Below are 14,490 nucleotides of genomic sequence, written 5' to 3' on the forward strand. Positions count from 1 at the left end.
GAATGAAGTTGTGAGGCATAAATATGGAACGTAAAAACAAGAAAACGCCCGGGCCGAATGAAACGTCCATAATCCACTCCTCGGCAGCCGAATATCTGACTTTTGTCGCAGTCAGTGGTGAAAGCTGCGTTGAAGCGGTTTACGCAGATGAAAACATTTGGCTAACCCAAAGAATGAACAAAAATAGTTAATGGACGATACAAGATTCATTCACAAAGGCAGCCGCCGATACTACCTGGCCAATATAGCGCTTTTTCTGGCCGGATTTGTTACCTTTGCCACCTTGTATGACTTTCAGCCGTTGTTTCCCAATCTGGTCCAGGAATACGGTATCACACCGGCCATGGCCAGTCTTTCGCTCTCCGTTGCCACTTTTTCCCTGGCCTTTACCCTGCCGTTTTCAGGCTCCCTGTCCGATGCAGTGGGCCGACGGCCATTGATCATTTTTGCCTCAATATTGGCGCCGGTTCTGGCCTTTGGTTCTGCGGTTCATCACGCTTTTTCCGGCATGCTTTTGTTGCGTCTCGGGCAGGGCATCATCCTGGCCGGTGTACCTGCGGTGGCCATGGCATATCTAAACGAAGAGACCGAGCCCAAGGCCCTGGGTTCGGCCATGGGGCTTTATATTGCGGGTAACGGCATGGGCGGGATGTCGGGCCGGATTCTGACCGCCTGGTTTACGGATCTTATGGGCTGGCGGTGGGCGCTGGTGACCATGGCATTACTCTGTTTTGTCTGCGGTCTACTGGTCTGGGCCTGTCTGCCTGCTTCGCAAAACTTCTCGGGCAAGGCCTTTCAGCCCAGGGCCCTGTTGGCCTCCATGGCGGACCATCTTAAAAATCCGGGCCTGCGTCGATTGTATCTGATCGCCTTTTGCTGCATGGGGGGCTTTGTCACCCTGTACAACTACGTGACCTTTCGGCTGCTGGGTCGTGATTTCGGCCTGAGCCATACCCAGGTGGGTTTGATTTTTTTGGCCTATGCCTTTGGATCGGTCAGCTCCACGGTGATGGGCAACCTGGTAAATACCTACGGGCGGCGGCGCATTCTATCCTCGGCACTGGGTATTATGACACTCGGCCTTCTACTGACGATTGGATCGTCCTTGTGGCTGGTGATCGTGGGGATTGTACTGTTTACCATTGGGTTTTTCGGGGCCCATTCCGTGGCATCGGCCTGGGTAGGACGGCTTGCCGCACATTCCCATGCCCAGGCCTCATCGTTGTATCTGTTTTTTTATTATCTGGGGTCAAGCATCTCCGGCACCATCGGCGGCACTATTTATCACGGGTGGGCCTGGCCGGGGGTGGTGGCGCTAATCCTGATTCTTGTGGGCATCGCTTTTATTCTCTGCCTGGGTCTTCAATCTGTACCGCACCGATCAGAGCCACTGTCACCCCATGTTCCTTAACCTGACCAATCATGTGTCGTAAAGAATCAATCCGGTAAATCAAGGGCAAACATTTTTCAGCTGCACCCTTTCATCACAGGTCAAACACAAGCTATGAGAAGCTGCGTTCAAACAGATCCTTCATGGCTTCCGCAGCATCCTCCGTGAGATTCCGGGTGCCGGTTCCTGAAAAGGTTTTATGGTGAATCACAGGGGTAACCATCTGCCAGTCATTCTCCACCCAGGAAAACCAGGCTTCCCTGTCCTGCTCATAGACAAATATTGGCCGGTTGAACAGTTTACCCAACTCCACACCCCAGCCGGTGCCGCCCTTAACAGTCTTGTCCGGCAGGATCCATCCCACAGTAAAAATCTGATATCCATTATTAACCATATGAAAAATGGACTGGATAACCTTTCTGATTCTATTGCCTTTGGAAAAGGATCTACCCAGACGGGTCGAGACAATATCCATTGAGATATTCCCCTTTTCAAGCTCCTCCTGGTTCAGCAGCCGCATGCCTTTATCCCTGTCAAGCACATTTCCTTCAAAGGAAAAATTCACTTCCTTGACGCCGTATTGTTCTGCAAGTTTTCCAAATTCGGCTTCAGCGCCCCTGTGCCCGCCACTGTAGAGTGTAAATTGAGACGGATCATTATTCATGGTTGTTACTCCTCACATTAAATGTTCACCAAATTAAAAAACCGGATTATATTTTAATCTTCAATTGAATACTGTTTCGATAGATCAATTTTTTATCTTATAAAAATCGGTCAATATAAGCAAGCTGGAACCTATGTCAAGGCAGAGATTAAAAAAATATTAATCTGATGACAGCCAAAAATGGGAATTAACCTAAGGCCAGTTTAAAACTTAGGTTACAAACCCGTGCGGCCATGATAGACTAAGGTGCATTAATTTAAAAAACCTTTTTCCACCATTTATAAATAATAAAGAGGTCTTTCTGTGAAATCAAAAGCCCTTGAAGTCAACCTTTCAGATACCCGGACAGATGTCACCATTGATGAGCGGTATCTTCTGCTTCTTGACTTTTTTAAAGGATATGTAGGTATTGTCAATCGCCTGGAAACTTTTTTAAAAGAATTATCCCATCCGTACCGGAACTGGGCCTTCATTGTCAATGAGTCCCGGCATTTCTCCCTTCACCATTTTCATTTGTACCTCAGCGAGCCCGATGGACGAAAGGTCCTTGATCTGCTCTGTGATATTTTTAACTCGGCATTTGAATCCGTATCTGATCCTGAAATCAAATCCAATGCTGCGGACAATCTCATGCAGATTCTGCATTATATTGCCAAAGCCGGAACACAAGGACTGAATGTATTCAATGGCACAGTGACCCATGAAATTGAACGTATCTTAGCCCTAAAGGACGCTGACTTCTTCTTTTTTGTCTGCTCCTATTACCAGCCCGATGTCCTGGTCAATCTGATGATTAAAACAGAGGTGCTCCCGGACGAGCCCAATTTACGATCTGCATTAAATAAATTTTTAATTCGTTTTTTTGACGTCTCTTTTGAATTCTGGCTCAGTCAGGACGATCCTGTGGTCTGGATGAAAAACAATATAGATGAATGGCGCGGCGGGCCGGATATACTCACGCTTTTAGCCCCGGTATCCCGGGAGCAGATTCAAAAACAGCAACAAGCCCTGGCGCAGATAAAAGCCATGCCGTCCGATGACATGAACGCCTTATCGGCTCTCATGGAACTGACCGGACACAGGGACCATATCAAACGGTTCCGGGACATCCCCCGGCAAATTTTTTCTTTTGCCCCGGAAAAGACCTATGGAAAATATGTTAAGCTGACGTTTCTATTTTATATTATTCATGCACCTGGGCTTTCCATTATACACAGAGAAGCCTTGGGCGATATTCACCGCACCCTGATCACCCTGATCGGAGAACGAGGAGATTATAAAAAGGACATGGTCATTGTTGACCAGACCTTTGCCCTGCTCAAAGAGCACAAAGGGCGGTATCCGGAAACCGTGCTGGAATGCATCCATAAAATCGGTGATGCCGTATACAATACCGACGAAATCGAGCTGATCAATCATTTCATTGACCGGTCCGTGGATCATGGGTTTCAGTTTCCGGATATCTCAGGAACCGGAGAAGACTGGCAGATCAAATGCAATGTGGCCCATGTAAAAAATATCCGGGTATTTCTAACCCTGGTGGCCAGGCACCCCAAAAAATCCAAACGCCTGTTGTCCGCATTGATCAGCGCACTGGCCGTGGGCGGCGTTTTTCTCCGGGACACGGACCTGTTTCCCCGGGACATTACCACATTCCTCAACGCAGATATTGCTCCGGTGTATAATCTCGTCAAACAACTGGCCCGGCTGCTGCCCACCTTTTTCAATGAGATCGGTGCAGAAGGTGAGCTTCGGGATATTTCCACCCGTCTGGATGAATTGGTTTTCCGCAGGGACCGGCTGGTCCATTTCTTACGCAAACAAAGCCATGTGGAAAGCTCATCGAGAATCGTGGACTTTATTCGGGAAGTGATGATGTTCTGGAGAACCCTGAATAAAAAACCGCTTAAACCCTACCTGCCCCCGTCCATCTATGATGAGATCCCAACCAGCGGAAAATACATTGACGGCCCCCATGCCGTTTTCCGCACCCTGGCCCATAACAAGCTGAAAACACCGGCTGATTTTCTTGCCGCGCCAAAAGCCCACATTGAAGCTATCATTGACAAGACGGAAAACGCAACAGATCTGGACAGGGAACGGGTTAAACTGATGATCCGGTTCCACACCCTGCTCAATGAAAAATACGGCATTGAGAACCTGGATCTTGCAAACTATATCAACACCCATATGTCCCAGGGACTGCCCGACCCCAAAAATATCCTCCATGCCCTTGGTGAAACCGATATGGAAAGCCGGATCGGCGCAATTCTATCCTATATGGCGGAGTTGAAAAATATTATTTTATCCAAAGAAAAATTTGCCGTAAACGAATCCATTTACCACAAGCGTCATATTGCCGTTGACATCCCGTCCATGTACGGGTCATACAGTGAGGCCAAATTTGATGCCCTGGGCATGACATTAAGACTTGAAAACGTTATCAATGTACTGTTTGAGGATCTGATCAACAGCATTGACCTGCGGTTGATCACCAAACCCACCTTTGTGAAGATCTTTTCCGTTCTTACGCTTTTCCGGCAGGCCCTGGCCCTGGACGGCATTGTATCCAACAAACTGGATACCCAGCTGGAATTTTTAAAATATGCAATCAATATCACCACCTGCTCCTTTACCCAGTACCTGGACATTTTCAAGGGATTTACCAGGGCGGTTGCCGATGCGGTAAACGACCATTTCAACAATCTGCACTCCCTGAACCTGATCAACCTGGACAACCGCATCGGCCGGGAAAATATACTCGAAAAATACCTGCCGGAAGGCTTTGATTCAGCGGCCAATATGCCCAACACACCGGCCGCAGTCAAAATGGCAAAAAAACTGGACCAGCGGGTGGCTGATATTTTTTTCCGGGACCGGATCGCCACATCCCTTGGACTCCAGCAGCTGGATGTTTTTTTAAACCGGATTTTAAACACCCTGTTCCGCCAGTCTGAACGGCTGACCCAGGATGAACTGTCCGCCCTTCTCAACTACGACCCAAAGGCAGCGATCTGTTCCATTGATGCCGGGGAGCTGTTCAGCAACAATATCATCTACCTGGGCAACAAGGGATTGAATCTCATAGCACTTAAACGTCTGGGGATTAAGGTGCCCAACGGATTCATCATCACAACCGAGGTCTTCAAATGTCTGGATCTCATTGAAAACTACATTCCGGCATCGAACAATTTCCAGCAGTTGGTGACCCATATGCTTGCCCAGCTTGAAAAGGCGGAGGGTAAAAAATTCGGGGACCCGGCAAATCCGTTGCTGCTGTCTGTCCGCTCGGGCTCGTCCATTTCACAGCCGGGGATGCTGGATTCATTTTTAAACGTCGGTATTAATGAACAAATTGCCGAAAGTCTATCGGAAAAATCGGGAAACCCCTGGTTCGCATGGGATTCATACCGCAGATTTATCCAGGCCTATGGCATGGTTTACGGCATCCATAGAGACCGGTTTGATGACATCATCAAGCGCCATAAGGAAAAGGCTGCCATTAAGTTCAAACGCTACTTTACAGGGGACCAGATGCGCGACGTGGCCCTGGCGTACAAACAGCTTTTGCTGGACCAGGGCATAAAAATAGTGGAAGCTCCCATGGACCAGTTATTTTTGTCCATTCAAAAGGTGTTTGCATCCTGGAACTCCAAACGAGCCAAAAGTTACCGCAACATCATGGGGATTTCCAATGACTGGGGGACGGCCGCAACCGTTCAGTCCATGGTATTCGGAAACCGGTCCAGGGAATCCGGGTCCGGGGTGGTGTTCACCCACAGTCCTAAACTGCCCGGAGACGCCATCCGGCTGTGGGGGGATTTTACCATTGGCAACCAGGGGGAAGATGTGGTATCCGGTTTAGTGAAAACCCTGCCCATATCCGAACTTCAGAGGGAGATGGAAGGCAGGGGCGTAAAAATCAGTTTAGAAGAGCGATTCCCTCTCGTTTATAAAAAATTGAAAAACATTGTCCTGCAGTTGATTTACGAGGAAGGGTGGAATCCCCAGGAAATGGAATTTGCCTTTCAGGGACAAAAGGCTGAAGATGTATTTATCCTCCAGGCCAGGGATCTGTCTCTACGGGATAGAAAAAAAGTCAAACGGTTTGATGCTGCGCCGGAAAGGCTTGAAAAAATCCGATTAGGCCAGGGAATCGGCGTGTCCGGAGGCGCCATGAGCGGCAGAATCGTTTTCTCCTTAAAAGAGATTGACGGCTTCAGGCGGCTGGATCCGGATAGCAGCCTGATTTTAATTCGCAATGACACCGTACCCGATGATATCCTGGAAATTGATGCGGCAGACGGCATTTTAACTGCCAGAGGGGGACTGACTTCCCATGCCGCCGTGGTGGCATACAATCTTGACAAAACCTGTGTGGTGGGGTGTAAAAATCTGATCTGTAACGAAGAGACAGGCTTTTGTGAGCTCAATGGTGTGAAGATGAATACAGGGGATTTTATCAGCCTGGACGGCCACAAAGGCATTGTCTACCAGGGACAGATGAAAATCAGCAACCATTTAACCTCAATCTAATAAAGGGCAAAGGAAATATGAACACAAATACATCAAAGATCCTGGGCATTAACGGACTTGGAAGAATTGGAAAGCTGACGTTATGGCACCATGCCGGCAGAAAATTTTTTGATGAAATCGTCATCAATGTGGGCAGAGAAGTCGGTACCGGTATGAATGATCTCATTCATTATATTGAACGGGATTCCACATACGGCCGCCTGGAGGCATTTATACACGGCTTCAGGGGAGAACCTGTCATCACGGATGTTGATCCCGATGCCGGCACCCTTATGGTGAATGGGGTGAAAATAAAAATCCTTTCCACAGACCGCAACCCAAAAGATATCGCATGGGCGGATCATAATGTGGAACTGGTGGTAGATACCACGGGCCAGTTTCTTGATCCCAATCTCGAATCAGATGCACCAAAGGGATCCATCCGGGGACACCTGGAGGCAGGTGCCAGGAAAGTCATTGCCTCGGCACCTTTTAAACTGAAACAAGGCGCCACGGTTCCCGATGATGCCGTCACCACGGTCATGGGGATTAACGACAAGGACTATGATCCTGTCCGTCACTGTTTGATTTCCAATGCATCCTGCACCACCACCTGTCTTTCCCATATGATCAAGCCGTTGCTGGATGCCTTTGGCCTGAAGCGTTTGCTGTCCGCATCCATGGCCACGATTCATGCAGCCACAGGCTCACAAGAGGTGCTGGACCGGCTGCCCAAAACCGGAAAAACCGATTTGAGAAAAAACCGGTCCATCATGAATAACATCATTTTAACGACCACAGGTGCGGCCAAGGCGTTGCAACAGGTTATCCCGGAAATGGCCAATATCGGTTTCATTGCCGAGTCCGTGCGTATCCCCACAGCCACGGGATCTTTGATCGTTCTGGTCATAAACCTGCAGGAAGAACTGAACAAGCCGCCGATCAAAAGGGAACGGATCAACCAGATATATAAAGACACGGCCCAAAAACAGTCCGACGGTTATCTAATCTTCACAGAGGAACAGAATGTCTCCTCGGATATCATTGGAACCCCCAGGGCGGCGGCGGTCATCGAGGGCCATGAAACCCATACCCGCACGGCTTGTATTTCCATTAACCTGGAGCACATGCAGGGCATTGAAAAGGAAGTGCTGGAAAATTTCAAGGATCGTGTCTGCGCCATCCAGGTGACCCAGGCCGTCATTTATGGATGGTACGACAATGAAATGGCGTCTTATGTAAATATGCTGGGAGACAGAACCGTCACCGTTGCCGAATCCATGGAATAACAGCCATGGGCTGACCTGGTCTATCAACACCCAGACTCAACCCACAACAAAACATGAAAGGAACTTAGCAACTTATTGCTACTTTCATATATAAAAAATTAAGGGGACATCGTGGATGCCCTGCTTTCGCAGATTATCTGCGTTTCAGCGGGGCACCTTGAACACCTTTTCCAAAATATTTTCCATGGGGCAAAATCCGGTAAATACGGACTGGACAAGATTTATCCCCACAAAGGCGGTAAAAAGATACCAATAGGGCGAAACCAGCCATCCCAAAAACAGGGTGATAAGAATAACACTGCCGGCAATGGCGCGGATATAATCTTCCATTTTCATGATCATATCTCCTTTATCGATAATCTTTATAGTTGATATTGTACCGGGCAGCCTTATATGAAAATTTTCTTACTGTGATATTGATCAGTTTGGCAGCCCTGTTAATATTGCCCCCGGTATTTTTCAGGGCATCCATGAGGATTTCCTTTTCAAGACTTGCCACGGCATCCTCAAGGGACAAGGGAAGGGTTTTGGACTTGGTGCCGGTCTGAAGGGTTGCCGGCAGGTGGTAGGAGTGAATGGCGCCTTCATTGCACAGAATGACGGCCCGTTCAAGGCAATTTTCAAGCTCCCGGACATTCCCCGGCCAATGGTATTCCATCATCATGTCAATGGCCGGTGTGGTGATGCGTTTAATCTCCTTGCTATGTTCTTTTTTGTATTTTTCCAAAAAATGATCAGCCAGAAGAATAATATCTGTTTTGCGCATGCGAAGGCTGGGGATATAAATGGGAAATACATTAAGCCGGAAATAGAGATCATCCCTGAATTTACCCTGCTGGACCATCTCCTCCAGATTGGAATTGGTGGCGGCCACGATCCTGACATCCGCCTTGATTGGCTTGTACCCACCCACCCGCTCAAATTCTTTTTCCTGAAGCACCCGTAAAAGCTTTACCTGGGCCCCGAGGTCCATGTTACCGATCTCGTCCAAAAAAATGGTGCCCGTATTGGCGATCTCAAATTTACCTTTTTTTGTGGAGGAGGCTCCGGTAAATGCGCCTTTTTCATGGCCGAACAACTCGCTTTCAATGAGATTTTCGGGAATGGCCGCGCAGTTGATCTTGATAAAGGGGTTGTGGTTGCGTTCTGAGTTGTAATGGATGGAATTGGCCACCAGTTCCTTGCCCGTGCCGCTTTCACCGCGAATCAATACAGTGGCAGAAGAGGATGATACCTGGGAGATCATCTGGAGAACTTCACGCATTTTGTTGGAATTACCAATGATATTGGAAAAACTGTACTTGTTCTCCAGCTCTGATTTCAGCCGCAGGTTCTCGGTTTTCAGCTGCTCTTTTTCCACCCGGATGGTTTCAATGTTGATGACGTGATGGGCAACCATGGTTGCCACCACGGTGAGTAGCTTTTCACCATTTTCCAGGGAGCGTTTACCTTCATAGGGGCGGTCTGCACTGATGGCACCCACCACACGGCTCTCTTTTTTTATGGGTACGCAGATAAATGAATACTCTTGCCCCTGGGCCAGATTCCTGGAATGGGTTTTGTCCAGGAACAAAGGTTCTTCACTGATTCTTGGCACCACGGCAGGCTTACCGGTCTGGATCACTTGACCGATGATGCCTTCCCCGGGCAGGTATTTGATCTGTTTGGTTTTATCTTCGGAAATGCCGTGGGCTATTTCAATGCGGATTTCTCCGGTTTCAGTATTTGTTAAAAAAATAATTCCTCTTACAAGATTAAGTGATTCAGACAGAACACTTAAAACCTTGAACAGGGATTTTTTCATGTCCATGTGCTGGTTTAATGATTGACTGATTTCGTATAACAGAGAAGTTTCTTCAATGGACTTCATAAGAGGGGTTTCCGCATCAATATTTTTGCTTTTATTTTCATCTTACCATTTTAATCATTTAGTTGCAGCAAAGCTGTTGGTCCTGCAGTAACTAAAATTGCCTAATGGAAATACCGTTTTATAACGCAAAAATCAAATTAAAAAATACAATTTTGAATTTTTTAATTTGGTTTGAATCATAATCGTTCCTGAAAAATTGAAAATCAGGACCGCAGATTAAATAAGCTGGGCAGAAATAACACCGAATCTTGGTTCATCTATAAGGCGCATTAAAGGTTGAATAGCATTCCTATTGGGCCTTTAATGCAACGAAGTAGACTCGAATATAAACGTCGTCTAATTTTAAGTTGCAGCCGGCGGACAGGATACGTTATCCTTGGGTCCCTTTACAAAAAAAAGAATGGGGTACCTTTAAAAATTATGACCGACATAACGCGCATTCTGGTGCTCGGCGGCTGCAGGAGCGGCAAAAGCCGTTTTGCCAAACAGACCGCAGATAATATGGCCATGGACAAAAAAATATATCTGGCCACCTGTGTGCCCACGGACAGGGAAATGAAAACGCGGGTTAAGCGCCACCAGGATGACCGCGGACCTGACTGGGCAACCATTGAAGAACCGATACGTATTCATGAGACCATTGACCGGGCCTGTACACAGGCAAAGGTGATTCTGGTGGACTGCCTGACCCTTTGGATCTCCAACCTCCTGTTCCAGGGAAAGGATGAGGCCGGTATCATGTCGGCGGTAGACCTGCTTGAGGACGCTTTAAACCGGGCCACCTGCCCTGTTGTTCTGGTTTCCAACGAAGTGGGCTATGGAATTGTTCCTGAAAACAGCCTGGCACGGCAATTCAGGGATATGGCAGGACTTGTGAACCAGCGGGTGGCCCGGGCCGTTGATAAGGTTATTGTGAGTATGGCCGGTATCCCCGTCCAAATCAAACCCGAATCAGGCAACGGCCAGGGTTTGGGAAAGGAAATTTAAATGATTCGATGGACTAATCCCAGTTTTTTTAAAGATTTACGGGCCTGCCTGGCCTTTATTACCATTCTGCCCACGGGAAAAAACCCGGTATATTCTCCTTTGGGCATGATCCGCTTTTTCCCCGTGGTGGGGCTGATCATCGGCGCCCTTCTGGTGATCACCGATGTTCTGGCATCCATGGTCTGGCCGGCACCAGCCGCAGCCCTTGTTGATCTTATTTTCCTGGTGGCCGTGACCGGTGCCTTTCACCTGGACGGGCTTGGCGACACCGCAGACGGCATGTTCAGCCACCGGGGCCGGGAGCAGGCCCTTGAAATCATGAAGGACTCCAGAACCGGAATGATGGGACTGGTTGCCGTTGTGCTGGGCCTGGCAACAAAGCTTGCCGGAATCTGGTCGGTGAAAATTAATTGTTCTCCGGTTCAGGCCATGGCCATCTTTTTCCTGGTGCCTGCTTTTTCCAGGGCCGCCATGATATTTGGCATAAAATACCTCCGCTATGGCAGAAAAGGCGGGGGGACGGGCAAGGATCTGTTTGACCGGCGGCTTAATTCAAAGGATTTTTACCTGTGCCTGATCCCGCTGGGTTTATCTTTATTTCTGGGATCTAAGGGCTTGATTTTAATTTTTGGATTTGCCCTGGGATGTGTTGCTGTTTTAAAATTTTATGAACGGAAAATGAACTGCATTACAGGGGACATGCTTGGTGCCATGACCGAAGTGATGGAAGCCTGGCTGTTCATGGTTGCCGGTATGAATATTTTTTAATAACCGCCCAATTTCTATATCAAAACAAATCCAATAAGGATCAATAATGGCCAGGAAAAAAGCAGCGCCGAAAAATAATAAAAACTTCGAAGAGTCCCTGTGGGATTCTGCCAACCGACTGCGGGGGAGCGTCGAGTCTTCCGAATACAAGCACGTTGTCCTGAGTTTGATTTTCCTCAAGTTCGTTTCTGATAAATTTGAAGCGCGCCGGGCGAATCTGATCGCGGAAGGCCAGGAAAAATACATCGATATGGTGGAATTCTACACCATGAAGAACGTCTTCTATCTGCCGGAAACCTCCCGCTGGCGTTATATCCAGCAGCACGCCAAGCAGGACGACATCGCCATTAAGATTGACTCCGCCCTGGCAGCGGTGGAAAAGAGCAACGCCTCCCTCAAAGGGGCGCTGCCGGACAATTACTTTTCCCGCCTGGGGCTGGATGGTAGCAAGCTTTCCGCCCTCATCGATGCCATCAACAACATCGACACTGTGCAGGACAAACAAGAAGACGTTGTGGGACGGGTCTATGAGTATTTTTTAGGCAAGTTTGCCGCCTCCGAAGGCAAACTCGGCGGTGAGTTCTACACCCCCAAGTGTGTGGTCAATCTCATTGCAGAGATGATCGAGCCATACAAAGGCAAAATTTACGATCCCTGCTGCGGTTCCGGCGGTATGTTTGTTCAGTCCCTCAAATTTGTGAAGAGTCATCACGGCAACACCAAAAATATCTCGGTCTACGGGCAGGAATACACCACCACCTACAAGCTGGCCAAGATGAATCTGGCGGTACGGGGGATCTCAGCCAATTTAGGGGAAGTCCCTGCCGATACCTTTTTCAAGGATCAGCATCCCGATTTAAAGGCGGACTACATCATGGCCAATCCACCATTCAACATGAAGGCGTGGCGGGCAGCCAACGAGCTCACCGACGACTCCAGGTGGGATGGGTACGAAACCCCGCCCACCGGCAATGCCAACTACGCCTGGATTCTCCACATGGTTTCCAAGCTGTCGGATCGTGGTGTGGCAGGCTTTGTCCTGGCCAATGGCTCCATGTCCACCAACACCAAAGGCGAAGGATTGATCCGTCAAAAACTGGTGGAGAATGACCTGGTGGATTGCATGGTGGCCCTTCCGGGCCAGCTCTTCTACACCACCCAGATTCCCGTCTGTCTCTGGTTTCTCACCAAATCCAAAAAAGCCGACAGCGAGCGCGGGTTCCGCAACCGTGAGGGGAAGACGCTATTCATTGATGCCCGGAAGATCGGCGAGATGATCAGCCGAAAGCAAAAAGAGCTCACCCATAAAGACATTGAAGCCATTGCCAGGACCTATCACTCATGGCGGTATGATCCCGGGAGCGCGGGCGTCCCGCCCGCCAATGCAGGCGAGACGCCTGCGCTCCCGGGTTACGAAAACCTAGCCGGATATTGCAAATCCGCCACCCTGGAAGAGATCCGGAAGAACGATTATGTACTCACCCCCGGACGCTATGTCGGCGCACCGCCCCTGGAAGATGACGGCATCCCCTTTGAAACCAAGATGACCGAGATGAGTCAAACCCTTTACGCCCAGATGGAAGAATCGGCAAAGCTGGATGCGGTGATTCGGAAGAATTTGGGGGTGTTGGGTTATGGGAAAAATCATGGCTGAATCCAATCGAATCGAATACAAGCAGCAACTTACCGATTCCATGGAAAAAGAGGTCGTTGCCTTCCTGAACTATCCGGATGGCGGGATTATTTATATCGGAATGAAAGACGATGGAAGCCCCTACGGCATTTCCGACGTGGATAAGGTGCAGCTTACCATCAAAGACCGATTGAAACACAACATTCTCCCTTCGGCACTCGGTCTATTTGATGTCATTCACGAAAACCGGGACGGCAAAGATCTGATCAAAATCATTGTGGCCAGCGGCTCGGAAAAACCCTATCACCTCCGTAAATACGGCATGTCGGAAAAGGGGTGTTTTATCCGCATCGGCAGTGCCAGTGAACCCATGCCGACCCGCATGATTGAGGATCTGTTTTACCAACGCACCCGGAGCTCCCTTTCACGTATTCGATCAATTCGGCAGGATTTAAGCTTTGAACAGCTCAAGATCTATTATCAAGAAATGGGATTGACCCTGAACGATAAATTTGCCGCCAATCTGGAGCTGCTGACTGGAGATGGTGCCTACAATTATACCGCTTATTTGCTGGCCGACCAGAACGGAAATTCCGTGCAGATCGCAAAATATGCCGGAACCGACCGGGTGGATCTTCTGGAGAGCAAAGATTACGGCTTTTGTTGTCTGGTGAAAACGTGCAAAATGATTTTGGAACGGCTGGAGGCGGTTGAGAATCGGGTGATCAACAAAATTACATCCAGAGAGCGGATCAACCGCCCATACTGGGATACTGTCGCACTCCGTGAGGCCGTCATCAATGCGATTATTCACAACGACTATGCCACTGAGCTTGTTCCCAAATTTGAAATTTTCACGGATCGGTTGGAGATCACCTCTGCCGCATCCATACATCCGGGGCAAGAGCAGGAATACTTCTTTTCCGGTTATTCCATGCCGCGGAATAAAACCATCATGCGGGTATTCAAGGACTTAGGAATGGTGGAATTTTTAGGTTCCGGTATGCCGCGTATTTTGAAGGCGTACCCCCGGGAATCCTTTACTTTTTCCAATTATTTTGTCCGTGCCGTGTTTCCCATATCACCTGAAGCCCTATCATTGGAGAGGGAAGTGATTGAAAAAGGTTCAGAAAAGAGGTTCAGGAAAAAAGTTCAGGAAAAAAGTTCAGGAAAGACGCGCCAAAAAATATTAAACTTCATGATAGACGATCCTTCCATTACGGTAAGAGCGCTTGCCGAGAGGCTCAATATTTCTGAACGCGCCGTTAACAAGCAGATATCGGCACTTCGAGAGCAAAACAGAATCAAACGAATCGGTGGGAGAAAATTCGGTCAATGGGAAGTCATCACGGATGATTAAACAATGATTTCATC

11 protein-coding genes are annotated in these 14,490 nt (G+C 48.5%); 8 read left to right on the top strand and 3 right to left on the bottom strand.

Annotated elements, in window-relative coordinates:
- Positions 1-23: 23 nt before the first annotated feature.
- Both EYB58_RS06200 and EYB58_RS06205 read left to right on the top strand, forming a co-directional pair.
- On the top strand, positions 24-191 hold the full coding sequence (locus tag EYB58_RS06200) for a virulence RhuM family protein (protein ID WP_207309135.1): 168 nt from the start codon (positions 24-26) through the stop codon (positions 189-191).
- Positions 191-1,411: an MFS transporter gene (locus EYB58_RS06205; RefSeq protein ID WP_111954004.1), complete on the top strand. Its 1,221-nt coding sequence runs from the start codon at positions 191-193 to the stop codon at positions 1,409-1,411. The genes EYB58_RS06200 and EYB58_RS06205 overlap by 1 nt, the downstream gene beginning before the upstream one ends.
- Positions 1,412-1,502: 91 nt before the next feature.
- Here EYB58_RS06205 and EYB58_RS06210 read toward each other — a convergent pair whose 3' ends face one another.
- Positions 1,503-2,054, bottom strand: coding sequence for a hypothetical protein (locus tag EYB58_RS06210; RefSeq protein WP_111954006.1), 552 nt, complete (start codon positions 2,052-2,054; stop codon positions 1,503-1,505).
- 303 nt (positions 2,055-2,357) lie between these two features.
- On the opposite strand from EYB58_RS06210, the gene EYB58_RS06215 reads away from it, so the two are divergent.
- Positions 2,358-6,590: a PEP/pyruvate-binding domain-containing protein gene (locus EYB58_RS06215; RefSeq protein ID WP_111954008.1), complete on the top strand. Its 4,233-nt coding sequence runs from the start codon at positions 2,358-2,360 to the stop codon at positions 6,588-6,590.
- A gap of 17 nt (positions 6,591-6,607) precedes the next feature.
- Entirely contained in the window at positions 6,608-7,858 is a 1,251-nt protein-coding gene (locus EYB58_RS06220) for a type I glyceraldehyde-3-phosphate dehydrogenase (protein WP_111954010.1), read from the top strand.
- Positions 7,859-8,002: 144 nt separating this feature from the next.
- On the opposite strand, the gene EYB58_RS06225 is transcribed toward EYB58_RS06220, so the two are convergent.
- Together EYB58_RS06225 and EYB58_RS06230 are read right to left on the bottom strand one after the other, a co-directional pair.
- Complete coding sequence (locus tag EYB58_RS06225) at positions 8,003-8,194, bottom strand: YgaP family membrane protein (RefSeq protein ID WP_111954012.1); 192 nt, start codon at positions 8,192-8,194, stop codon at positions 8,003-8,005.
- A gap of 13 nt (positions 8,195-8,207) precedes the next feature.
- Positions 8,208-9,728 carry a sigma-54 interaction domain-containing protein gene (locus tag EYB58_RS06230; RefSeq protein ID WP_111954014.1) on the bottom strand — a complete coding sequence of 507 codons (1,521 nt, stop codon included), beginning with the start codon at positions 9,726-9,728 and terminating at the stop codon, positions 8,208-8,210.
- 420 nt (positions 9,729-10,148) lie between these two features.
- Here EYB58_RS06230 and cobU point away from each other — a divergent pair, with 420 nt between their 5' ends.
- The 4 genes from cobU to EYB58_RS06250 are packed head-to-tail and all read left to right on the top strand — an operon-like array spanning position 10,149 to position 14,476.
- Positions 10,149-10,715, top strand: a complete 567-nt coding sequence (cobU, locus tag EYB58_RS06235) for a bifunctional adenosylcobinamide kinase/adenosylcobinamide-phosphate guanylyltransferase (RefSeq protein WP_111954016.1) — start codon at positions 10,149-10,151, stop codon at positions 10,713-10,715.
- Positions 10,716-11,483, top strand: a complete 768-nt coding sequence (locus tag EYB58_RS06240) for an adenosylcobinamide-GDP ribazoletransferase (RefSeq protein WP_111954018.1) — start codon at positions 10,716-10,718, stop codon at positions 11,481-11,483. It abuts the gene before it with no gap.
- Positions 11,484-11,529: 46 nt separating this feature from the next.
- Complete coding sequence (locus tag EYB58_RS06245) at positions 11,530-13,137, top strand: type I restriction-modification system subunit M (RefSeq protein ID WP_111954020.1); 1,608 nt, start codon at positions 11,530-11,532, stop codon at positions 13,135-13,137.
- Positions 13,130-14,476: an RNA-binding domain-containing protein gene (locus EYB58_RS06250; RefSeq protein WP_111954092.1), complete on the top strand. Its 1,347-nt coding sequence runs from the start codon at positions 13,130-13,132 to the stop codon at positions 14,474-14,476. The genes EYB58_RS06245 and EYB58_RS06250 overlap by 8 nt, the downstream gene beginning before the upstream one ends.
- Positions 14,477-14,490: the final 14 nt, after the last annotated feature.

Origin of the sequence: Desulfobacter hydrogenophilus, from assembly GCF_004319545.1 — a bacterium.
Classification (GTDB): domain Bacteria; phylum Desulfobacterota; class Desulfobacteria; order Desulfobacterales; family Desulfobacteraceae; genus Desulfobacter; species Desulfobacter hydrogenophilus.

Coding starts and splice junctions, on each gene's coding strand:
- EYB58_RS06200 (WP_207309135.1), top strand. CDS start 24: ATGGAACGTAAAAACAAGAAAACGCCCGGGCCGAATGAAACGTCCATA.
- EYB58_RS06205 (WP_111954004.1), top strand. CDS start 191: ATGGACGATACAAGATTCATTCACAAAGGCAGCCGCCGATACTACCTG.
- EYB58_RS06210 (WP_111954006.1), bottom strand. CDS start 2,054: ATGAATAATGATCCGTCTCAATTTACACTCTACAGTGGCGGGCACAGG.
- EYB58_RS06220 (WP_111954010.1), top strand. CDS start 6,608: ATGAACACAAATACATCAAAGATCCTGGGCATTAACGGACTTGGAAGA.
- EYB58_RS06225 (WP_111954012.1), bottom strand. CDS start 8,194: ATGAAAATGGAAGATTATATCCGCGCCATTGCCGGCAGTGTTATTCTT.
- EYB58_RS06230 (WP_111954014.1), bottom strand. CDS start 9,728: ATGAAGTCCATTGAAGAAACTTCTCTGTTATACGAAATCAGTCAATCA.
- cobU (WP_111954016.1), top strand. CDS start 10,149: ATGACCGACATAACGCGCATTCTGGTGCTCGGCGGCTGCAGGAGCGGC.
- EYB58_RS06240 (WP_111954018.1), top strand. CDS start 10,716: ATGATTCGATGGACTAATCCCAGTTTTTTTAAAGATTTACGGGCCTGC.
- EYB58_RS06245 (WP_111954020.1), top strand. CDS start 11,530: ATGGCCAGGAAAAAAGCAGCGCCGAAAAATAATAAAAACTTCGAAGAG.
- EYB58_RS06250 (WP_111954092.1), top strand. CDS start 13,130: ATGGCTGAATCCAATCGAATCGAATACAAGCAGCAACTTACCGATTCC.